General features: G+C 61.8%; 16 protein-coding genes. 9 read left to right on the plus strand and 7 right to left on the minus strand.

Features of this window, described 5'->3' with window-relative positions; all coding sequences use genetic code 11:
* Positions 1 to 113: 113 nt before the first annotated feature.
* From ACYVGC_RS10970 to dut, 3 genes are all read left to right on the plus strand, one after another.
* The gene (locus ACYVGC_RS10970) at positions 114 to 1,211 is read left to right on the plus strand and encodes a 2Fe-2S iron-sulfur cluster-binding protein (protein WP_460583872.1); all 1,098 of its coding nucleotides are present in this window, start codon (positions 114 to 116) and stop codon (positions 1,209 to 1,211) included.
* Positions 1,212 to 1,306: 95 nt separating this feature from the next.
* Positions 1,307 to 3,055 carry a M3 family oligoendopeptidase gene (locus ACYVGC_RS10975; protein WP_460583873.1) on the plus strand — a complete coding sequence of 583 codons (1,749 nt, stop codon included), beginning with the start codon at positions 1,307 to 1,309 and terminating at the stop codon, positions 3,053 to 3,055.
* Between the two features lie 139 nt (positions 3,056 to 3,194).
* Positions 3,195 to 3,632 (plus strand): dUTP diphosphatase, encoded by a 438-nt coding sequence (gene dut, locus ACYVGC_RS10980; protein WP_460583874.1) that lies wholly within the window; start codon positions 3,195 to 3,197, stop codon positions 3,630 to 3,632.
* A 165-nt stretch (positions 3,633 to 3,797) separates the two neighbouring features.
* On the opposite strand, the gene ACYVGC_RS10985 is transcribed toward dut, so the two are convergent.
* Entirely contained in the window at positions 3,798 to 4,181 is a 384-nt protein-coding gene (locus tag ACYVGC_RS10985) for a hypothetical protein (protein ID WP_460583875.1), read from the minus strand.
* A gap of 205 nt (positions 4,182 to 4,386) precedes the next feature.
* On the opposite strand from ACYVGC_RS10985, the gene ACYVGC_RS10990 reads away from it, so the two are divergent.
* From ACYVGC_RS10990 to ACYVGC_RS11005, 4 genes are all read left to right on the plus strand, one after another.
* Positions 4,387 to 5,361, plus strand: coding sequence for a threonine ammonia-lyase (locus ACYVGC_RS10990; RefSeq protein WP_460583876.1), 975 nt, complete (start codon positions 4,387 to 4,389; stop codon positions 5,359 to 5,361).
* A 142-nt stretch (positions 5,362 to 5,503) separates the two neighbouring features.
* A complete protein-coding gene (locus ACYVGC_RS10995; RefSeq protein WP_460583877.1) occupies positions 5,504 to 6,514 on the plus strand; it encodes a sugar phosphate nucleotidyltransferase in 1,011 nt (336 codons plus the stop codon).
* A 114-nt stretch (positions 6,515 to 6,628) separates the two neighbouring features.
* On the plus strand, positions 6,629 to 8,452 hold the full coding sequence (locus ACYVGC_RS11000; protein ID WP_460583878.1) for a tetratricopeptide repeat protein: 1,824 nt from the start codon (positions 6,629 to 6,631) through the stop codon (positions 8,450 to 8,452).
* Entirely contained in the window at positions 8,445 to 9,236 is a 792-nt protein-coding gene (locus tag ACYVGC_RS11005) for a DUF4292 domain-containing protein (protein ID WP_460583879.1), read from the plus strand. The genes ACYVGC_RS11000 and ACYVGC_RS11005 overlap by 8 nt, the downstream gene beginning before the upstream one ends.
* Positions 9,237 to 9,320: 84 nt before the next feature.
* Here the strand turns inward: ACYVGC_RS11005 and ACYVGC_RS11010 are convergent, their stop codons facing one another.
* The 4 genes from ACYVGC_RS11010 to ACYVGC_RS11025 form a co-directional block, all read right to left on the minus strand.
* Positions 9,321 to 12,251 (minus strand): T9SS type A sorting domain-containing protein, encoded by a 2,931-nt coding sequence (locus ACYVGC_RS11010; protein ID WP_460583880.1) that lies wholly within the window; start codon positions 12,249 to 12,251, stop codon positions 9,321 to 9,323.
* 142 nt (positions 12,252 to 12,393) lie between these two features.
* Positions 12,394 to 12,936 (minus strand): Riean_0653 family protein, encoded by a 543-nt coding sequence (locus ACYVGC_RS11015; protein ID WP_460583881.1) that lies wholly within the window; start codon positions 12,934 to 12,936, stop codon positions 12,394 to 12,396.
* A gap of 71 nt (positions 12,937 to 13,007) precedes the next feature.
* Positions 13,008 to 13,589 (minus strand): hypothetical protein, encoded by a 582-nt coding sequence (locus ACYVGC_RS11020; RefSeq protein ID WP_460583882.1) that lies wholly within the window; start codon positions 13,587 to 13,589, stop codon positions 13,008 to 13,010.
* Between the two features lie 19 nt (positions 13,590 to 13,608).
* Positions 13,609 to 14,154 (minus strand): Riean_0653 family protein, encoded by a 546-nt coding sequence (locus ACYVGC_RS11025; protein WP_460583883.1) that lies wholly within the window; start codon positions 14,152 to 14,154, stop codon positions 13,609 to 13,611.
* Between the two features lie 380 nt (positions 14,155 to 14,534).
* Here ACYVGC_RS11025 and ACYVGC_RS11030 point away from each other — a divergent pair, with 380 nt between their 5' ends.
* Complete coding sequence (locus ACYVGC_RS11030) at positions 14,535 to 16,007, plus strand: murein hydrolase activator EnvC family protein (RefSeq protein ID WP_460583884.1); 1,473 nt, start codon at positions 14,535 to 14,537, stop codon at positions 16,005 to 16,007.
* A gap of 161 nt (positions 16,008 to 16,168) precedes the next feature.
* On the opposite strand, the gene ACYVGC_RS11035 is transcribed toward ACYVGC_RS11030, so the two are convergent.
* On the minus strand, positions 16,169 to 16,603 hold the full coding sequence (locus ACYVGC_RS11035; protein WP_460583885.1) for a nucleoside deaminase: 435 nt from the start codon (positions 16,601 to 16,603) through the stop codon (positions 16,169 to 16,171).
* Between the two features lie 182 nt (positions 16,604 to 16,785).
* A complete protein-coding gene (locus ACYVGC_RS11040) occupies positions 16,786 to 20,463 on the minus strand; it encodes a DUF7948 domain-containing protein (protein ID WP_460583886.1) in 3,678 nt (1,225 codons plus the stop codon).
* Positions 20,464 to 20,599: 136 nt separating this feature from the next.
* On the opposite strand from ACYVGC_RS11040, the gene ACYVGC_RS11045 reads away from it, so the two are divergent.
* Positions 20,600 to 21,733 carry an endonuclease/exonuclease/phosphatase family protein gene (locus tag ACYVGC_RS11045; protein ID WP_460583887.1) on the plus strand — a complete coding sequence of 378 codons (1,134 nt, stop codon included), beginning with the start codon at positions 20,600 to 20,602 and terminating at the stop codon, positions 21,731 to 21,733.
* Positions 21,734 to 21,909 lie beyond the last annotated feature (176 nt).

Consider the following 21,909-nt stretch of genomic DNA (forward strand, 5'->3'; position numbering starts at 1 on the left):
GTGAAACGAAGCTAGCGCCGGCCGGTTAAACGATTACCCACTCCAAATGCGGGCAACTCAGGCGTCACGCGCCGCGTCTGCCGTAAATTTGGGGCCTTATCCAACTTTGCCTTATGTCGTCGTACCTGACGCTCACCGTCGTTGCCCTCACCCAGGAAACCCCTGACACCGTTACCATTCACTTGCAGCGGCCCGATGGCCAGAAAGTGCCCAGCAAACCCGGCCAGTTTTTGACCCTGCTGGTGCCCTGTGGCCCGGCCGGCAGCAAGCCCGAGCGCCGCGCCTATTCGCTCAGTAGCACCCCCGCCGAGGCCCCGCGCCTGTCCGTTACCGTAAAGCGCGTGGTGGGTGGCTTGGTAAGTAATTATCTGCTTGATAATGTGAAAGTTGGTCAGCAGTACGAGGTAATGCCGCCGCTGGGCAACTTCGTGGTGCAGCCCGCCGCCAAGGCCGCCCGCTCGCTGGTGCTCATTGGGGCCGGCTCGGGTATTACGCCGCTCATGAGCATGCTGAAGGCCGTGGTAGCTGAGGAGCCCCAGAGCCACGTGCTGCTCATCTACGGCAACCGCAACGAGGAAACGGTTATCTTCCAAAAGCAGCTGGCTGACTTGGAAGCCAGCAGCCGGGGCCGCCTGCAAGTAGAGCACGTATATAGCCAGCCGCTGCGCGCCGCGGGCGCGCACCAGCATACCGGCCGCCTCAACCGCACCACCATCTTGCGGGTGCTGGAGCAGCGCCACCAGTTTCCGGCCCCGCAGGCCGAGTACTACATCTGCGGCCCCGAGGGCCTGATGGCCGAGGCCCAGGCTGCCCTGGAGCTACTGAGCGTGCCTGCCAGCCGCGTGCGCCGCGAGAGCTTCCTGGCCGCTGCCGATGCCGCCGAAACCGGTGATGCCCACGGCGACTCCCTGGCCGGGGCCGACGATGGCAAAGTGACCGACCGCACCGTGACTATTCAGTACGAAGGCAGTGAGTATAAGCTAGTGGTGTCCGCCAAGCAAACCATCCTCGACGCGGCCCTGGATGCCGACATCGACCTGCCCTACTCGTGCCAGGCGGGCGTGTGCACCGCCTGCCGGGGCAAGTGCCTCAGCGGCAAGGTGCACCTCGACGAGCGCGAGGGATTATCCGATGCCGAACTGGCCAAAGGCTACATTCTCACCTGCGTAGCGCACCCGCTCACGGCCGATGTGGTAATTGAAATAGATTGATAGCCAACGTATAAAAATCTGATTTAGATGGGGTTTCGGTATTCGGCGGCAAAGCTATTCGGGCCACTGAAAATTATTTGCGTAACTTGTTAGCTATGGTGTTTTCTGAGTTTGATACCCCAGCCGCTTCGCTGGCCACCGATACTACCCGCCCACCCCGCCACTACCTGCCCGAGGACTTTTACGTGACCGATTGGGCCGCGCTAGAACCGTTTTTTCAGGAGCTAGCCCACCGCGACCTGGCCGACGCCGGGGCGCTGGAGCGCTGGCTGCTTGACCGCTCCGAGCTCGAATCGGTGCTGAGCGAGGACCTGGCTTGGCGCTACATCCGCATGACCTGCGATACCCAGGACGGCGGCCGCGCCGAGGCCTTCCAGTTCTTTGTGCAGGAAGTGGAGCCCCTCACCGCGCCCTACGACCACGCCCTCAATGAAAAGCTGCTCACCAGCCCCTACCTATCGGAGCTGGATGGCGGCCGCTACGGCGTGTTTCTGCGCTCGGTACGCCGGGCGTCGGAGATTTATCGGGAGGAAAATATTGCCCTCAAAACCGACATTTCGACCAAGCAGCAGCAGTATGCTGCCACCGTGGGCGCCATGACGGTAATCCTTGATGGTGAAGAGATTACGTTGCCCCGCGCCGCCGACCGTCTCAAAAGCCTGAGCCGCCCCGTGCGCGAGCAGGCCTGGCGCGCCGTGCAGGCCCGCCGCATGCAGGACAGCCAGCCGCTCGACCAGCTTTTTACTGAGCTGGTGCAGCTGCGCCACCAGGTAGCGCTGAATGCGGGCTTCGTCAATTTCCGCGACTACATGTTTGCCGCGCTAGGCCGCTTCGATTACACGGCCGAGGATTGCTTCGACTTCCACGCGGCCATTGGGGCCACGGTGGTGCCACTCATCAACGAGTTTGATGAGGCGCGCCGCCAGGCCCTCAAGCTGCCCGCCCTGCGCCCCTGGGACCTCGACGTGGACCCCAGCGGTCAGCCGCCGCTGCACCCCTTCACCACCGGGGCCGAACTGCTCGACAAGACCATCACCGTGTTTGAGCAGCTTAACCCTTTCCTGGGCGACTGCCTGCGCACCATGCGCCAGATGGGCCACCTCGACCTCGAAAGCCGCAAGGGCAAGGCCCCCGGCGGCTACAATTACCCGCTGGACGAAACGGGCGTGCCGTTCATTTTCATGAACGCCACCTCGTCGTTGCGCGATGTGGTGACCATGCTGCATGAGGGTGGCCACGCCGTTCATTCGTTTCTCACGCGCCGCCTGCCGCTCTCGGCCGATAAGCACCCGCCATCCGAAGTGGCCGAGTTGGCCTCCATGAGCATGGAGCTGATGAGCATGGACCACTGGGACGTGTTTTTTCAGGACCCCGCCGAGCTGCGCCGCGCCAAGAAATCGCACCTCGAAGGCGTGCTCGAAACCTTTCCCTGGGTGGCCACCATCGACAAGTTTCAGCACTGGGTGTACGAAAACCCCGACCACACCGAAACCCAGCGCCACCAGCGCTGGACCGAGATTTTCCAGCACTTCAACCAGCGCACCGTGAGCTGGAGCGGCTTGGAGCAGTTTCGGCCCTACCTATGGCAGAAGCAGCTGCACCTCTACGAAGTGCCGTTCTACTACATCGAGTACGCCATGGCGCAGCTCGGGGCCATTGCCGTATGGCGCAACTTCCGGCAAGACCCCGCCGCTGCGCTCGCGGGCTACCAGCGGGCGCTGGCGCTGGGCTACACCGTGCCCATTGGCGAGGTGTACGCAGCGGCCGGCATCCGCTTCGATTTCAGCACCGAGTACCTGCGCCAGCTGGCCGACTTTGTGCGGGAGGAAATGGCAGCGCTGTAGTCACGAGATTTGTCCTTGCGAGCGCAACGAAGTGGAGCGCGGCAATCGCACCCAAACGACCAGTACAGGTATCGTTCAGGTGCGATTGCCGCGCTCCACTTCGTTGCGCTCGCAAGGACAAATAGTTTAATCGCTTTCTATGCTTACCATTCCCGTTATCAATAATTCGCGGCATCCGCTGCCCGAATACCAAACCGCCCACGCCGCCGGCCTCGACCTGCGGGCCGACCTGCCCGACGGCCCGCTCACACTAGGTTCGCTGGAAAGAGCGCTCGTGCCCACCGGCCTCAGCCTGGCGCTGCCCGTGGGCTACGAAGCGCAGGTGCGGCCCCGGAGCGGCCTCGCGTTCAAGCACGGCATTGGCATCGTTAACAGCCCCGGCACTATCGATGCCGACTATCGTGGCCAGATTAAAGTGCTGCTGGTCAACCTTTCCAATGAAGTGTTTACCGTGCAGGACGGCGAGCGCATTGCCCAGCTAGTAGTGGCTCGCCACGAAACCATTGAGTGGCAGCCGACCGAAGTGTTGACCGAAACTGCCCGCGGGGCTGGTGGCTACGGTAGCACGGGTAAGTAATTGGTAATGAAGTAAAAAAGAACGTCATGCTCATCTGGCGTCCGCTTGCCGAAGCATCTCGCTCGCGCCAATTAGGTTAGTAACCCAATGGAGCGAGCGAGATGCTTCGGCAAGCGGACGCCAGATGAGCATGACGTTCTTTTTTACTTGTTCTGCTACCCGTTACTAGCGGGTAGGAGCCGTGCCGGCAGCACGCTGCCGGGCAATAATTTGCAGGTTGCCGCCGGCGGCGTTGAGCTTCTGGCTCAACTCGCGGATTTTATCGCCTAATCCTTCGAAGCTGTGGATAGGCAGCGCCGCGCGCGACGATAGGTCGGCCAGCCGCTGGAACGAGGCGCCCATGGCACCCACGTCGTTGCGCTGGATGTGGCCGTTGAGCACGTCCAGTTCCTGGGCTACGAGGCGCACGGCGGGGTTGTCGCTGCTGCTGAGGGTTTGATACCAGTTAGTTACGTGCTGCTGGCCCACGCTGGTGTCTTGCACAAAGCCGGCGTCGATGGCCGCAAAAAGCACCTGAATGCTGGATTCAATTTCGGAGATGAAGTTCATAAGGCAAAAGTAAGGACCTATGGCCCTAACGCCGAAGCGCGCCGGCTGGTTATGTAGCTGAGCAGGAGCAAAGCTGGCGGCCGCCAAAGCGCATCTTTGCGCGGCCTTGCTTCTCGGTAGTCTATCGTGGTGAGGGCAAGACAACGACGTCATTCAAAAGCTGCCGCGGCTGGTGTTTCTGTAAAATATTGATTAATTGAGTCTTATGAATTTAATCACCCTTGCCGACCTGGAGCAGGCGCAGCAACGGCTGCGCGGCATGGCGCGGCACACGCCCCTGCTGCCGCTGGTGTTGCCCGAGTTGGGTACCGAGCAGGTGTACCTCAAGCCCGAAAGCCTGCAACCCATTGGCTCCTTTAAAATCAGGGGGGCCGGCAACCGCATCATGGCGCTGAGCGCCGCGGAGCGGGCGCGGGGCGTGCTGGCCTACAGCAGCGGCAACCACGCGCAGGGCGTGGCCTACGCGGCGCGGCAGCTGGGCCTCAAAGCAACCATTATTATGCCCACCAACGCGCCGCAGGTGAAGGTGGCTGCCACGCGGGCGCTGGGGGCCGAAGTCATTCTCTACGACCCGGCCTTCGAAAAACGCGAGGCCGTGGCTGCCCGCCTACTGGCCGGCGCCACCGAGCCGCCCGTGCTGGTGCCGCCTTTCGACGACCCCTACGTAATAGCCGGCCAGGGCACCGTGGGCCTGGAAATACTGGCTGACCTGCCCGCCGTGGACTTGGTAATAGCCCCCGTGGGTGGCGGCGGCCTGCTCGGCGGCATGGCGGCGGCCCTCAAATTGCTGAAGCCCAGCATCAAAGTAATTGGTGTGGAGCCCGAGCTGGCCGCCGATGCCCAGGCGTCGTTTCGGGCCGGGCGGGTGGTGGAGTGGCCCGCCGCCGACACCAACCGCACCCTGGCCGACGGTGTGCGTACGCTGGCCGTGAGCGAGTTGACCTTTGCCCACCTGCGGCAATACGCCGATGATATCGTGACTGTGAGCGAGGCAGAGCTGCGCGCCGCCGCCCGCCGCCTGCTGCTCGAAGCCCGGCTGGTGGTGGAGCCCACCGCCGCCCTGCCGCTGGCCGCGCTGCTGCGCCACCGCGCCAGCCTGCCGCCCAGCCAGCACACGGTGCTGGTGCTCACGGGCGGCAACGCCGACCCGGCCACGCTAATCGAGCTGCTAAGGGGGTAAAATTCGGGCGGCGTATAGGTGGGCCGGGGTTCGCCTGCCATCTTTGCTTCGCTTTGCATTTAGTAAGGCAGCCAACCGCGACGGGCTAAAATCAGTATGCCTTCTAAACACTGCTGAAAACACTTTCCACCCACCTTCCCTGATGAAAATTATCGTCCCGATGGCCGGCATGGGCAAGCGCATGCGCCCCCACACGCTCACCGTTCCCAAGCCCCTCATTCCCATTGCCGGCAAGCCCATTGTGCAGCGCCTCGTGGAAGACATTGCCCGCGTGTGCGGCGAGCCCGTCACGGAAGTTGCCTTCATCATTGGCCGCTTTGGGGCCACGGTGGAGAAAAGCCTGATTGCCATTGCCGAGTCGGTAGGGGCCAAGGGCACCATTTGCTATCAGGATGAGCCGCTAGGCACCGCCCACGCCATTTTGTGCGCCAAGGAGTCGCTGAGCGGCCCGCTGGTGGTAGCCTTTGCCGACACGTTGTTCAAGGCTGACTTTACGCTCGATAGCTCGGTACCTGGTACCATCTGGGTGCAGAAAGTGGCTGACCCCAAGCCGTTTGGCGTAGTGAAATTGAACGAGCAAGGGCAGATTACGGAGTTTGTGGAGAAGCCGCAGGAGTTCGTCTCCGACCTGGCCATTATTGGCATCTACTACTTCCAGGATGGCGAGTACCTGCGCAACGAGCTGCAATACCTACTCGACAATGACATCAAGGATAAGGGTGAGTACCAGCTCACTAATGCTCTGGAGAACATGAAGAACAAGGGCACCGTGTTCGTGCCCGGCCAGGTAACCGAGTGGCTCGACTGCGGCAACAAGGACGCTACCGTGCACACCAACCAGCGCTACCTCGAATACCTCAAGGAGCGTGGCGAAAAGCTGGTGGCTACCTCTGCTAAAATCACCAACTCGGTACTCATCGAGCCCGTGTATATTGGCGAGAACGCCGTGATTACCAACTCGGTAGTGGGCCCGCACGTGTCGCTGAGCGCCGACGCCGTGGTGGAAGACTCGCGCCTGTCGAACTCCATTGTGCAAACCGCCGCCACCGTGCGCCACGCCAACGTGGCCAATTCCATGATTGGCAACAACGCCAGCGTTACCGGTAAGCCGGCCGACCTGAGCGTGGGCGATTTTAATGTGCTGCGCGTGTGATGATTTAACCGCGTAGTGCGTTACCGAGCGGCGTGGCTCCCAGTGGGGCCGCGCCGTTCGTGGTTATGCCCCGTACATTCGCCCCAAAAACTAGTTGGTTTGTTTGTTATGCATATGCGTTCGTTTGCGGTTAATATTCTTATTTTAAGCTTGTTGGCTGGCGGTAGCCAGGCGCAGGGGCTAAGTCCCGGGGCCAGCAGCCCGCCCGACTCGGCGGCCCTGCGCAAGCCCGTGAAGCTGAGCCGCAAAGAGCGGCGCGAGCTGGCGCAGCGCGTCGAGATTGAGGCTAAAAAGGTGGCGGCCCACCCGCCGCTGTCGGCCAAGGAGCGCGAAATGAGCGAGTCGCTCTACACCGATGGCGTGAAATACGTTATTCTCGAAGACTACCCAAAGGCGCTGGAGCGGCTGCTTAAAGCCTACACGCTGATGCCTGAAAATGCGGCCGTCAATTACAAGCTGGCGGAGGCTAACCTGCTGAGTGGCAACCTACGCGACGCCACCGGCTATGCCGAAGCCGCCGTGAAGCTCGACGCCAAAAACCCCTATTACTACCTGCTGTTGGCCCAGTCGCAGGCCAGCCAGAAGCAGTACGAGGCCGCCACCGCTACCTACGCCAGCCTGGTGAAGGAAGTGCCCAACTCGGGCAGCTACCTGTTTCAGCTCGCCGACCTCTACCTGGCCCAGAACAAGCTGCCCGAAGCCCTAGCGACCCTCGAAAAAGCTCAGGCGCAGTTCGGTAGCCTCGACGAGATTGCCTTCAAAAAGCAGCAGATATACCTGCGCCAGAACAACTTGCCGATGGCCCTGAAGGAGGGCGAAAACCTGATTGCCGCCAACCCCACCGAGCCGCGCTTCGTGGTGGCCCAGGCCGAGATGTACGCCGCCAACAACCGCCTGCCCGACGCCATTCGGGTGGCTGAACAGGCCCTGCGCCTAGAGCCCAACAACCCCCAGGCCCGCCTGATACTGGCCGACGTGTACCGCCAGCAAAACCAGCCCGCCGAGGTGGAGAAGCAGCTGCGCCTGGCCTTCGACAGTCCCGCGCTCGACATTGACCAGGAAGTACGCATTCTGGCGGGCTACATCAAGCAGCTGCCCGACCCCAAGGTGGCCCCGCTGGCCCTCGACCTGGCCAATGCCACTGTGCGTAACCACCCCCGCGAGGCCAAGGCCTACAGCGTGGCCGGTGACGTGGAGATGCAAACCGGCCGCAAAAAGGAGGCCCGCAACACCTATCTGAAAGCGCTGAAGTACGACAAGTCGAAGTTTCAGCTCTGGCAGCAGGTGGTGCTGCTCGATGCCGAATTGAGCCAAACCGACTCGCTGCTAGTGCACAGCGACGCGGCCCTGGAATTGTTTCCCAACCAAGCCCCGCTGTGGTTTTACAATGGCATTGGGCACCTATTAAAAAAGCAGCCCCGCGAGGCCGTGCAGGCCCTGGAGCACGGCCGCCGGCTGGCCGTGGGCAATGCCGAGCAGCAAACGCAGTTCGACTCGCAACTCGGCGATGCCTACCAGGAAATGAAGGACTACGCCAAGTCGGACGCGGCCTATGATGCCGTGCTGGCCGCCGACCCCAATAACTACGGCGTGCTCAACAACTACAGCTACTACCTCAGCTTGCGGGGCGAGAAGCTGGACAAAGCCAAGGAAATGGCGGGCCGCACGGTGAAGCAATTCCCCGACAACGATACCTACCTCGATACCTACGCCTGGGTGCTTTACAAGCAAAAGGACTACGCCAGCGCCAAGCTCAACCTGGAGCGCGCCCTGAAAACAACCAAGGATGCGAGCATCCTCGAACACTACGGCGACGTACTGTGGCAACTCGGGGAGCACACCGGGGCCGTAGCCGCCTGGCAGCGCGCCCGCAAAGCCGGGCCCGGCACCTCGCCGCTGCTCGACCGTAAAATCAAAGAACAAAAACTGTATGAATAAATCTGCTCTCGTACTCGCCGCCCTGGCGCTGGCCAGCTGCCACCGCGTTCCCTCGACGTCGGGCAAGCTCGGGCCGGGCACGTCCACGGCCGTAACGCCCGTGGAAACACCGGCCGGCGTGAAGACGGCCAACACCAACTTTCAGTACCTGAACGGCCGCGGCAAAGTGCACTTCAAGCGCAAGGACAGCGACATGTCGGCCAATTTCAACCTGCGCATCCGGCGCGACTCGGCCATCTGGCTGTCGGGCTCGCTGCTGGGTATTGAGGGCGTACGCGCGCTGCTCACGCCTGATTCGGTGCGGGTGGTTAATCGCTTGGAAAAGACCTACTTCGCTGGCGACTACGCCTACCTGAGCCAGCTGCTGAACGTGCCCGTGACCTACCGCCAGATGCAGGACATTCTGCTCGGCGACTACCAGGCCGCCCCCAAAGGGGCCCTGCCCGTGGTAAAAACGGAGGGCGACAACCAGGCCGTGACCTACCCCCAGGCTCCCCTGATACTGGAGCAGCTGGTGAGCACCGCCACCGGCCGCCTCCAGCAACTGAAGGTGAGCGAGAGCGCCGCCCAGCGCAGCCTCACCGTGGGCTACGCCGACTTCCAGAAGCCCACCGGCACCGAGTTGCCGTTTGCCTTCACCACCAACGTGCTGGGCCAGCAGGGCGGCACCGAAAGCACCTCGGCCACCCTCAACTACCAGAAAGTAGAGGTTGGCGCCGGGCACCTGGACTTCCCGTTCAGCATTCCAAAGGGCTACGCCAAGCAAACGAAGGTGAAGAAGTAAAATATTTAAAATCAGGACCTTACGCAAAAAATCGGCCGTCCTGTCAGGACGGCCGATTTTTTGCGTAAGGTCCTGATTTGCCGCTTAATGTGTAATCTGAATGTGCTCGGAATAGGCGTCTTTGCCCTGGCCCACGCGTAGATTGTAGAGGCCATCGGGTACATCACGCACATCAAATACGGCTTTACCGCCCTCGCTCTGCTTGGTCTTGACCTTCTTGCCGTAGGTGTCGTACAGGTCAGCCTGAAACGATTTGGTGGTTCCGGCGTCGGTTTTGGCAGCGGAGGAAGTGGGTTCGTCCGCGCCATCTGAGACGGTTAGCTCCGAAGTAGCCGGGTTGGGGGCAGCTGCAAATCTGGGCCCGGTTGGCACAAAAATGAAGTCTCCCACCAGGCCGCAGTCGCTGCTAGTGCCGGCGGCAACTGCGGCAATTTTGACGGTGCTCGTGACGGAGGAAGGAATGGAGAACGTCGTGGAGTTAGTGCTGGTATTATAAAGCACTACCGCCGGGGTGTTGGAGCTAAAGGTGAAGCTATAAGGCTGGTCGAGGGTGATAGTAATCGGGCTATTGTAGCCCATGACGAAGTTCGTACTCGACAACGTGTAATTCGCCCCGTTATAGCGGTACCGGCCGGTAGGAGAGGTAGCCCCCACCGATACGGTTTTAGTCACGGGCGGCCCGCACGGAAACGTAGCCGTGATAGTGGCCGAGCCATAGGCACCGGGAGCCGCCGAAGTAACAAACTGGCTGCCCGAGCCAGTGATGGTGGTAAAATAACTGCTGGGCTCGGCGCTCCAGGTTACCTGCGAGGTGTTGACCGAAAAGACGGACGTGGGCGAGGTGCATACTTGGGTGGGACCGGCGATAGCTAACACAGCGCTACACTCAGTAGAGCAAGCTACCGTAGCTGCATTTGAGAGGTCATTTTGCATCTGGTTAAATATCCACTCTCCGTTGCGGGCCGTGAAGGTGAGATGCGGTACGTTAAAATCAGTGCTACCAAATAGATTTGTCTGCTCTTGCGCCACAAAATCGTTCGTGCTGGTAGTGCTGATAGAAGTAGAGCTATTAATATACTTCGCAGATAAGGCAGGTAGGGTAAAGTCGGCGATGTCGAGGGCACTGGCTGGCGATATAAAGCTGAACCGACTGCGCAAGGCATACTGATAAGAAAACAAAGGGCCTAACCAACCCGGGGAATCTTTAGCTATAACGTTGGGCCCTCCCACAAACGGCTCGGTGCTACCCGCTGCTCCATCAAGTGGCAACAAGCCACCAGGGCACGAGAAATTCTGGCGCGTTAACGTTATTCGAATGGGTATAAAGCGTAGGATTCTGATTTGGGTGTAGAGGTAGAGCCCTGATACGCGGGCCGATTGACTGCCACCGGGCAGGGCATTGAGGACAACTTCGCCGCCAAAGCCAGGGACGGATGGCAGGTAGGATTGAATGATGTACCCCAGTATCCCATTGAAAGAGCTGGCCGACCCCCGAAGCAGCTCGGTGTAGGGGGGGAATAACCCAACACCGCATTGCGAACCCTGGCTGACGGCCACAATGCGGTAAGGGGCTGCGTAGGTTATCATTTGCCGGTAGGGGCCGTCGAGAAAAGTATTAGCGAAAAAATCGCTGTCGTTTGGCCCTAGCGCCTGGTACTTGAGAAGCTGGCGGGTACCGGCTTGGTCGAGTAGCGCAACACTTTCTTTTATGTAGGCATTTACGTCTTTAAGCGAGATGTTGCGCAAAAAACAGTTGTTGGCCTGCCGGACGGCGGCGGCGTAACCCAAGGGCAAATTGGCCCCGCGCTGGGGGCTGTCCTGCAAAATGAGTAGGCGCACGTGCGTGCTACCGGGATTGGCTTTTTCAAGCTGCGCTAGCTTATAGCGGCCAATAACCCCGCCCATGCTCATGCCCATCACCACGTTTTGTTCGGTCGAAGCCGGGTCTTTGTTCGTATTAACGTAGCTAAGCACTTGCTCGAACAGCCCAGCATTGAGCAGGATATCATCCGTGCCGTTGGCGTAGTCTACAAACACAATGTCGTAGTCCCCAGTGTTTTCAAGGGCGTTTCTAAAATTGAAACCATTAGTAGTTTCTATTTCTCTCAGAAACTGGTCAAGAGAATAATTAACTGGTGAGATATGCGGCGCGATGTGATGCTTGTCAAACCCTTCCAGCACGATAAGTGGCTTGACGAGCTTTTTGCTGCCTTTGCGGCTGGCCGAGTAGTAGATGTAGGCTTTCCCGGCGGCCCGCCCTGGGGCGGCGGCAAACAGCACCGAGTCGTCGGCGAGGCTGGCTAGGTTGTTGGTCCGTGCGGTAGCATTAGAGCTAGCTTGACTAGCGGCAGGCGGTGGCACTATTAAATCAAATTGGCTTTCGTAGGTGACTGGTAAGAAGAATCCTATGTTGCCCCGCCGTACTGTCTGTTGGTAGGTAAAGCGTATTTTAATGCGTTTTGCCCCCGCCGAGGTGTAGCTAGTAGTCAGGCGCTGGTCCCAGCTTACAGGTTGGTACCCGTTGCCGTCAGCTAAATCTAGCTCCAGTGAGCGCAGGCTAACGTTGGGATTAGCGGCCAGGTATTCGATATAAAGCGAGCGCGGTAATATCAGCGTTACCGTACTACTGCTGGCATATTCGCGGCTGGGCGCGGCAGCAAATAGCGTGCGCGACTGGTAAGGGCTTTGGGAGCGGCCGGCCACGTCGTAGAGCTGGTTATCCTGAACGCTCAGTAGGTTTTGGCTGCGGGCCTCGGGGCGCAGCGTAGCGTAGTCGATACGCTGCACCATAATCGGGATGAGGGTGGGGCTGCTGGCCTCCACGGCTTCTACCTGGGCATTGTAGGCTGGCAACGATGCCAACGGGTTGGCCCCCCAGATGCAGGCTGTGTAGGCCGAAGCGTAAAGGGCCCGAAACAGGGTCGGGTTGGTGCGGGTGCTGTCGGCCAGCGTGCCGTTGAAGGAGGTAAGGGGCAGCAGCGGCAGGCCATACTCAGCCAGCAGGCGGGTGGGCACCTGGCTTTTGTCGACGTTGGCAAAAACGGCATCCAGCTTCAGGCCTAGTGAATCAACCTACTGGGCCTGCAGGCCATAAACTCGCAGTAAAGCGAGTAGCAGCAATGCGTAGAGCTTCTTCATGGGAAAAGGGAAAGGAAGGTTAAAGCGTATAATCAAAGCGCCCTTGTGTGACTTTTATAGTATCACAACCGGGCTGGGCGAACTTGAAATTGAACGTACCCGCCACGATTCCTGCTTTTAAATCCAGCCGGGTGATGGTTAAACTTCCTGTTCGATAAGTGCCAGAATTAGAATAACTTTGCAAACTACAGGGGGCGGTTAGACTAGTATCGAAGTAAGAAATTCCATTGTCAGGAGCAGAGAAAAGGTAGGTTCCAGCTTGAGCAATATTTACTGCACCAAAAATTATGCTCTGAAATGTGCTGCTGCTAGTATATCGGTAACACTTTATCTGCAAAGCTCCACCTCGATAACCGGTGTCATAGGTCAGAACAAAATTGGGGCGGCCATCATAGCCTTGTGGAGTCCAAGGCTGCTCATTGAGCAGGCAGCCGAAGGTGCCGGCCCCGGTCTGGGTAGCGGGCGGCAACTGGTCCTCGGGCTTGGCGGGGCTTGAGTCATGTTTCTTACATTGGCTCAGACCCAGCAGGGCGGCCAGTAGCAGGAAGTGGTTGGGTCTCATGGGAAAAGGGAAAAGGTTTACCAAACATACATCTTTTAACGCAATAGTACGCTGTCGCATTGAAATACTTGTTAACTACCTATTTTCTCGCGCCATGCATGCGGGTGCCGGGTGCTGGGAAACACGAGCGACACGTTGCCGGAAGGGCAGTAGGTATGCGCCGGCGCCGCAGCAAACAGCGTGCAGAGGCCATACGGGTCGCCGGAGCGGCCGGGCACGTCGTAGAGCTGCTGGTTTTGCACCGTCAGCAGGTTTTGGCTGCGGGCCTCGGGGCGCAGCGTAGCGTAGTCGATACGCTGCACCATAATCGGGATGAGGGTGGGGCTGCTAGCCTCCACGGCTTCTACCTGGGCATTGTAGGCCGGCAACGATGCCAACGGGTTAGCCCCCCAGATGCAGGCTGTGTAGGCCGAAGCGTAAAGGGCCCGAAACAGGGTCGGGTTGGTGCGGGTGCTGTCGGCCAGCGTGCCGTTGAAGGAGGTAAGGGGCAGCAGCGGCAGGCCATACTCAGCCAGCAGGCGGGTGGGCACCTGGCTTTTGTCGACGTTGGCAAAAACGGCATCGAGCTTCAGGCCCAGTGAATCAACCTGCTGGGCCTGCAGGCCATAAACTCGTAATAAAGCGAGTAGCAGCAATGCGTAAAGCTTCTTCATGGGAAAAGGGAAAGGAGGATTAAAGGGTATAATCAAAACGACCTTGTGTGATTTTCAAGGTGTCGCAGCCGGATTGATAAAGCTTGAAGTTGAAGGTGCCCGAAATGACACCAGCTTTCAAGTCGAAGCGAGTGAGCGTTAAGTTACCGGTCTGGTAAGCACCAGAATTAGCGTTATCTACTATGCTACAAGGAGATTTTAACTCAGTATCAATATAGTTTAACCCATTGTCTCCGGTGGAGGCGAACAAATAGGTGCCAGCCTGCTTAACATTTGTAGCACCGAACGTCAGACCTTGGAGGGTACCGCTAGTTGTATAGCGATAGCATTTAATCTGTAGAGTTCCGTTGTGATAACCAGCGTCATATGTAGTAATGAAGTCAGGATGGCCACTATAGCCGCTCGGGGTCCAGGGCTGCCCATTGAGCAGGCAGCCGAAGGTGCCGGCCCCGGTCTGGGTAGCGGGCGGCAACTGGTCCTCGGGCTTGGCGGGGCCGGGGTCGGCATGGTGGCACTGGCTCAGACCCAGCAGGGCGGCCAGTAGGAGGAAGTGGTTGGTTCTCATGGAAGAAAGGGCAAAGCAGGGGGAGTAGTAGTCGGGAAATTCTATGTCGCAACGAAGGTGGGTAGGCACTCCCGCTAGCACAAGGCTACATGCAGTTCAGGCAGACTTTTGAAACCGGGGTTTCAGCACTCTCTCAAGCGGCAAAAGGGGTGTTAAGCCACCTATAACCCCGTAAAACAAGGCCGGCGTAAAGGACTTTAGCGAAGTGAGTAAAGAGGAAGCGCTGGCTGCTCGGCCACCACGTAGCGAGTAGCGCATAGCGCCAGCCCCAAGCCGCCCGGCCAGGGCGCGGCCCGGCCAAAGCCACGGTCGCCGCCCGGCCCGCCATTCGTGCGTTATTTTGTGGGGCGGTATTCTGCCTGCCGCGCCCGGTTTGCTTCGTGACATTTTCCTCACCCGTTTTTAAGTATTGGCTGGCGGCCAGCCTGCTGGTGCTGCTGGCCGGCCCGGCGGCCGCCCAGCGCCACCGCCCGGCCAAGGCGCGCCAGGCAACTGCCCGGCCGGCGGCCAAGGCGCGCCGCCCCACCACCCGCCGCCCGCGTGCCAAGAGCAAGGGCCAGCTGGAGCGCGAGCGCGAGGCCAACCTCAGCCGCATTGCGGAGGCGGGTAAAGTGCTGACTCAGACCACCGAGAAGAAACAGGCATCGCTGGGCCAGCTCAACGTTATCAAGGAAAAGCTGACGGTGAAGCAGGGGCAAATTGCGCACATCTCAACCCAGCTGCAGGGCATCGAAACCAACGTACACCAAACGGTGCGGCAGGTGCTGAGCACCCAGGAGCAGCTGGCCCGCCTCAAGGCCGAATACGCCCGGCTGATGTACGCGGCCTCCAAAACGAGCAGCGGCTTCAACCAGCTCATGTTTTTGTTTGCCGCCGAGTCGTTCAACCAGTTTGTGCTGCGGCTGCGCTACGTGCGCCAGTACACCGAGGAGCGCCAGAAGCAGGCCCTGCGCATAGTGGGCGCGCAGCAGCAGCTCAGCCACGAGCTCGACGGCCTCACGCAGCAGCGCCAGCGCCAGAAAAGCTTGCTAACCAACCAGTTGGTGGAAAACCGCAACTTACTGGGCCTCAAGACCGAGCAGGACGAAGTGGTGCAGCAGCTCAGCCAGCAGGAGCAGGGCCTGCGCCAGGAGCTAGCCCAGCGCCAGCAGGCCGTGGCCCGCCTCGACGACCTCATTGCCCAGCGCGTGCGCGAAGAAATTGCCCGCGCCGCCCACGCCGCCCGCCTGGCTGCCGTGGCCGCCCGCCGCCGCGCCGCCCGCGCCGCCACGGCCAGCACCCGCCGCCGCCCGGCCAGCGCCACCGCCCGCGCCGACGAGCCCGATGCGGCCGACGATAACGCCGACGCCAGCGCTAGTCCCGAAAGCGACGCGCCCGAAGAAACCAACGCCGACCGCCACGCCAGCCGCGTGGCCCTCACGCCCCAAACCGCCACGCTCTCGTCCAACTTTGCCGGCAACCGGGGGCGGCTGCCCTGGCCGGTGGCGCACGGCTTCCTGGCCCAGCACTTTGGCCGGCACCCGCACCCAGTGCTTCGGCATGTGACGGTGGACAACCGTGGCGTGGATATTCAAACGAATGAGGGTGAGCCGGTTAGGTCGGTGTTTGCAGGCCGGGTGCTTACGGTGGCGCAAGTGCCGGGTATGAATACCATCGTCATGATTCAGCACGGCGAATACTTCACGGTGTATGCCAAGCTGCGCTCGGTGAACGTGCACGAGGGCGAGCAGGTAGACGCCCGCGAGGCCATCGGCACCGCTGCCACCGATGCCGACGGCACGGCGCAAGTGCAGTTTCAGGTGTGGCGCAACTCGGCTAATCTGAACCCGGAGAGTTGGCTGGGTAGGAAGTAGAATAGTCTGTAATACAGATGGTTGCAAGCAGAACGTCATGCTGAGCTTGCCGAAGCATCTCTGCCACGCCACCAGGGTTAGTAAATCCAGCGGCGTGGTAGAGATGCTTCGGCAAGCTCAGCATGACGTTCTGCTTGCAGAGCTAGAGCTAGTTACTGATTCTACAGTTCCATAATATCCTCGTTCCAGAGGGTGGGCTCGGCCTCGATAAACTCGCGCATCATTTCCACGCACTCGGGCGAGTCGAGAATTTCGACCTCCACGCCGTGCGATTTCAGGAAGTCGAGCGACTCGCCGAAGGTCTGGGCCTCGCCCACTACCACCTTGGGAATTTTGAACTGCACGATGGTGCCGGCGCACATGTAGCAGGGCATCAGCGTGGTATAGAGCACGGTGTCGCGGTAGGTGCGCTGGCGGCCGGCGTTGCGCAGGGCGTCCATTTCGCCGTGGGCGATGGGGTCGAGGTCCTGCACCCGCTTGTTGTGGCCGCGGCCCACTATCTCCTGGCCGCGCACCAGCACCGAGCCGATGGGGATGCCGCCTTCCCGGCGGCCCAGCCGCGCCTCGTCGATGGCGGCTTGCATGAAAATGTCCATTCTGGTAATTATTTAATTATTAGGCAATTGTCCTTGCGAGCGCAACGCAGCAACGCAGTGGAGCGCGGCAATCTTTCCTGTTCGTGCGCGGCATCTGATTGGTAACCCTGACGTGGAGGAAAGATTGCCGCGCTCCACTGCGTTGCGCTCGCAAGGACAGATGTGTACAAATTTACCGCTCTCTACCGCACCAGCTCCACCCAGCCCTTGATGGCGGCGGTGCCATCGGGGGGGGTGAGCAGGTAGTAATACACGCCGGGGGCCAAGCCCGTGCCGTCCCAGGTGTTTTGGTAGGCGGCGTTTTCGTACACTTGCTGGCCCCAGCGCGAAAACACTTGCAGGCGGGGCGGGCAGCCACCCAGGCGCGGCGTGAAGAGGTCGTTCTGGCCGTCGGCATTGGGGGTGAAGATGTTGGGAATCAGTATCTCCTGCACCGTGATGGACGGTAAGCTCAGTGCCTGGTCGCAACGGCCCTGGTTGAAGCTGAGCGTGACGCGGGGCCGGAAAGTGCCAGCCTTGAGGTAGGTATGCGTCACGTCGAGGCCCGTGACTACCGCCGTGCTATCGCCAAAATTCCAGGTTATTACCGCCCCGGCGGGCAGCCCGCCCGCCGGCTGGCTGAAGTGCACCAGCAACGGCGCTACCGTGCTGGGCACGCAGATACCCGGCACCAGCACCGGGGCCAGCACCGGCACAGCCAGCAGCGTTACGCGCCGCGTGGCCGACGCCGCACAGCCCGCCGCTGGAGCCACGGTGTAGGTGAGCGCCACGGTGCCGGCCGTGGCGGGGGGCGTAAATACGCCGGCTGACGTCACGCCCGGCCCGCTCCATACGCCGCCCGCTGGCGAGCCGCGCAGCCGGAACGCCTGCCCGCTGCCGGGGCACAGCACCGTGTCGGCGGGCACCGTTACCACGGGGGCCACTAGCACCTGAACGGTAACCGTAGCCTGGCTGCCGCTGCTGCCACAGGCCGCCACGGCTGCCACCGAGTACGTGAGAGTTTGGGTGCCCACCAGCGCCTGGCTGGGAGTGAATACATAAATACCAGTTGATGAAAGGCTTACGCCGGGCCCGCTCCAGGTGCCGCCGGCGGGGCTGCCGCCCGTGAGGGCCAGCGGCCCGGCGCTGGCGCACACCGCCGGCAGCCCCGCCACCACCGCCCGCACCGGGTTGCTCACCGTAATGAGCAGCTGCGCCGAGGCGGTGCAGGCCGCCGTGGCCCCCGGCACGGTGTAGGTGAGGGTTTGGGTGCCCACCAGCGCCAGGCTGGGGGTGAATAGGTAGCCCGTCGCTACCGACCCCGACACGCCCGGCCCCGCCCAGAAGCCGCCGCTAGGCAGGCCGCCCAGCGCCAGCGGCGGCGAACTCACGCATAGCGCCTGGTTCTGGCCCACGGCCGCCACGGTGGGCTCAAAGTTGAGCTTGAAGGCGGCGTTATTGCACAGCGGTGAGCTGCCCTGGGCCGGCGTGGACACTGAGCCATTGACGGTTGAATACGAAAAAGCGCCCGGCGGCACCGGGAAGCCAGTGCGATTGCGGCACGAGCAGGCCGCGGCGTACACCACGCCGCGCGGGTCGAAGCGCGAGGTGCCGCCGTCCACGTGGTCGCCCTCCGAGTTGGGGGTGGGGTCGCCGAAAAACGTGCCGTAGGTGAGGGCCGTGAGGCCGGGCGCGAACTGCGCCAGGTAAAAATCGGAGCCCGCGCCCGGCGTATCGGGTGCCGGGCGCACGGCGTTGGCGGTGGTGGGCATGCCGTGGGTGTAGCCATTGGCGGTGCTGAAGCCACTGTAGTTATACACGCCCTGGTTTATCTCGCCGCCCCAGCCGCACACGTACACCCGGTCGCACTGGTCTACCAGAAAGGCGGTGGGCGAGATGTCGATGGTGCTGCGTCCGCTACCTATTACAGTGCTTATCAGCGTTTTATCTAAGTCAGGACTTAGTTTTTGGATAAATTGCCGGCTGCCAGCGTTGCGGTACGCGCCCGCCGACACGGGCCAAGTGCCCAGCGTTTGGCCCAGCACGTACACACCGGCATCGGCCCCCAGCTGCACAAAGAAAGCCTGGTCGTAGGCGTTGGTGCCCAGGTACGTAGCGCGCTGCACGGCGCTGCCATCGGCCGCAATGCGGGCCACGTAGCCATCCACATTACCCTGCGCCCGCGGCTGGTAGCCGCTCGCGGTGCCCGGAAAGCTGGGGCTGAGCGTGCCGCCCGCCACGTAGGCATTGCCGCTGGCATCGAGCTGAATGGAGTAGGCCGCATCAGCCCCGCTGCCGCCCAGGAAACCGCTCCAAACCAGGCTGTTGAGGCCCGGCGTGAGCTTGCACACCACGGCATCGCAGGTGCCGCCCTGGTAGCGGCTGGCAAAGCTGCCGGCCGTGGTGGGGAAGTTGCCGGAGCCCGTTACCGACGCGATGTACACATTGCCCTGCGCATCGGTGAGGATGTCGCCGCGCAACGCATCGCCGTAATTTTGAGGGAGTTGGCGCGCGGCCGAGCTGGTTACGTAGGCCGCAATGCCGTCGTTGGCGGTGCCGCCCAGGTAGGTGGAGGCGGCCAGCCCGCCGCCGCTGGCGCTGAGGCGCGTCACCACAATGTCGGTGCCGTTGCTTACCCGGTACACGCCCGGCCCATCGTCGCCGAAGGGGTCTACCGTGCTGCCGCCCTGGAAGCGGCTTTGCACTGCCCCCGCCGTGGTGGGGTAGTCGGTAGAGGAGGTGCTGCCCAGCACCAGCAGCTCGCCTTGGGCATTGACAACCAGGCTGCTCGGAAAATCGGCCCGGTTGCCGCCCAGGTAGGTGGCCCATACCCGCGCCGCCGCACCGTTGGCGGCCGGGTTGTACTTGATAAGCGCCATGTCGATAACGGCCGCAAACGTAGTTTGGTAAGCGCCCACCGTGGTCGGAAAGCTCGGCAGGGCATACAGGTCATCGAGCACAATACCGCCCGAATACATATTTCCTGCCGCGTCATAAGCCGCCGTGAAGCCCCAGTTGTTGCCCCGCGCCCCCGAGTAGGTCGAAAACACCACCGTGGGGTCAATCACCAGCGGCCGGGCGTGGTCATACGCTCCCAACTCAAACGACACCAGGTTTGCCGGGGCCGGGCGCAGGCGGTAGCGGCAGGCCACCGGCTGGCGCTGGCCGGTGGCCGGGTCGAGCTGGTAGGCGTGGGGCATCAGCTCGGTAAGCTCGCCCACCGAGGTGCCCACGTGCAGCTGGCCATCGGCGCTGAGCGTGAGGCTGGTAGCACCCTCGTAGCGCAGCTGCACGCGGCGCGCATCGGCCCCGGCCGCCACCTCAAAGTCGTATTCCAGGTGCTGGGTGGCATTCTCGTAAAAGCGGGCGGCCACGCCCGGCCACGGCGCGTCGTAGCGCACCTGCCGGTAGCCGGGCACGGCGCTGGCCCAGTGGGCGGGGTCGTTGCCATGCAGGTAGTTGCGCGTTTCGCCGGTGGCTTGGCTGGGTTGCAGCGCGGTCGTGGTGTCGGCGCCCACAAAGCGCACCCGCAACAGGTGGCCCTTAATGGGGGCCGCGCCGCTGGGCGGCGCTACCGCCGCAGTGCGCGCCGTGGCCGGCTTAGCCGCGCCGTGGCCCGGCCCCATATGCGGGTGCTCGATGGGCTGCAACAAGCTGTAGCGCAGGCCGCCCGGCTCCAGGCATAGGTGGCCGCCTGGCACGGCCGCTGCGTAGCGCACCGCCGCCGGCCACTGGCCTTTGTTGGCCACAAAGTCCAGGCTTGGGGCCTCGTCGGCCGGCAGGGCTACTGCCGTGGGGGCGTGCCCGGCGCTCGACTGCGCCCAGCTGGGCCCCCCAAGCGTGAGCAGACAAAGAAGACCAGTGTAAAAATTCTTCCGCATATAAAATAGTCGGTGCAAGTGGCTAGTAAAGCTAAGCTTGCCACCCGCATGCTACAAGCTTAGCGGTGGCTGCAAAAGGCCGTATTTTTGCTGGGTCGGGAGCCAGCTTACGCGCGCCCGGCCTGTTGTGCGTCAGTTGCTTTCCTATCGTTTTACCCTGCTCGTGTTAGTGGGCCTGCTGCTGAGCGTGGCTGCCGAGCGGGTACCGGCCGGGCAATTGGCCCTGGCCCCGCTGCTGGCCCTCACGGTGCCGCTGTGGCTGGCGCTCACGGGGCTGCTGGCGGTGGGGTGGGGGCTACGCAAGCGGGCCATTGCGCTGCTGCCGCTGGCCGCGCTGGCGCTGGCCTGGCACCAGGTGCAGCGCGGGCTACCGCTGCATTTATCAGTTAACAATCAACAATTAACAGATACTAAGGAGCCGGTAGCTAATCGTCAGAAAAATAAAACGTTACGTCTATTATCGGCTAACGTGCGGATTTTCAACGTGTACGCGCACCTGCGCCAGCCCGACCCTACTGCGCCGGCCCGCGCCATGGCCTGGCTGGCCGCCAGCCCCGCCGATGTGCTGTGCCTGCAAGAGTTTTACCAGGAGCCGGCCGGTACGCATTCGGCCGATGGCGACCTGTTTCGGGTGGCCGACAAGCTGGGGCCGCAGAGCGGGCGGCAGGTATTCGTGTCTAAAAGCCTCACCAACCGCGCCGGGGCCGAGTTTGGGCTGGCCATTTTTTCGCGGCTGCCCATTGTGGGGCGGGGCGAAATCGCCTTTGGCCGCCTCAGCCAGAACCACGCCATGTGGGTGGATGTGGCCGGCCCCGGCCGCCACGACACGGTGCGCATCTTCAACGTGCACCTCCAAAGCATGAGCATGGACGAGGGTGACATTGTGGCCGCTGGCTCCAGCAAGGCCGGTTTGCAGCGCAAGGGCCGGGGCCTGCTCGGGCGCTTTGTGCGCGGCGCGGCGGCCCGCGCCTGGCAGGCCGATACGCTGCTGGCCCACATTCAGCGCTCGCCCTATCCGGTGCTGCTGGCCGGCGACCTCAACGACCTGCCCTATTCCTACGCCTACAACCGCCTGGCCGGCTCCCTCCAAAACGCCTGGGCCACCGTGGGTTTTGGGCCGGGCAACACCTACCACGGCCACCTGCCCCCGCTGCTGCGCATCGACCAGCAGTTTGCCGGCCCCCAGTGGCGCGTGCTGGCCTGCCGCATTCACACCGAAATTCTATATTCTGACCACTTCCCGGTGGAAGCGCTGTACGAGCTGAGGTAGCGTGGACGCTGCGAGTCCGCGCGTGGGTTCGTCCGAACAACGCGCATAGGGTCGCCACAACAACGTTCCCACGCGCGGACTCGCAGCGTCCACGCTACTTCGCGCTACTTGCCAAACTTTGCCGGACCTTTGCCGTTGGCTAACGCCCACGCATCAACAAGCAGCCCGGCTGCTAC

This window comes from Hymenobacter arcticus (assembly GCF_054779975.1).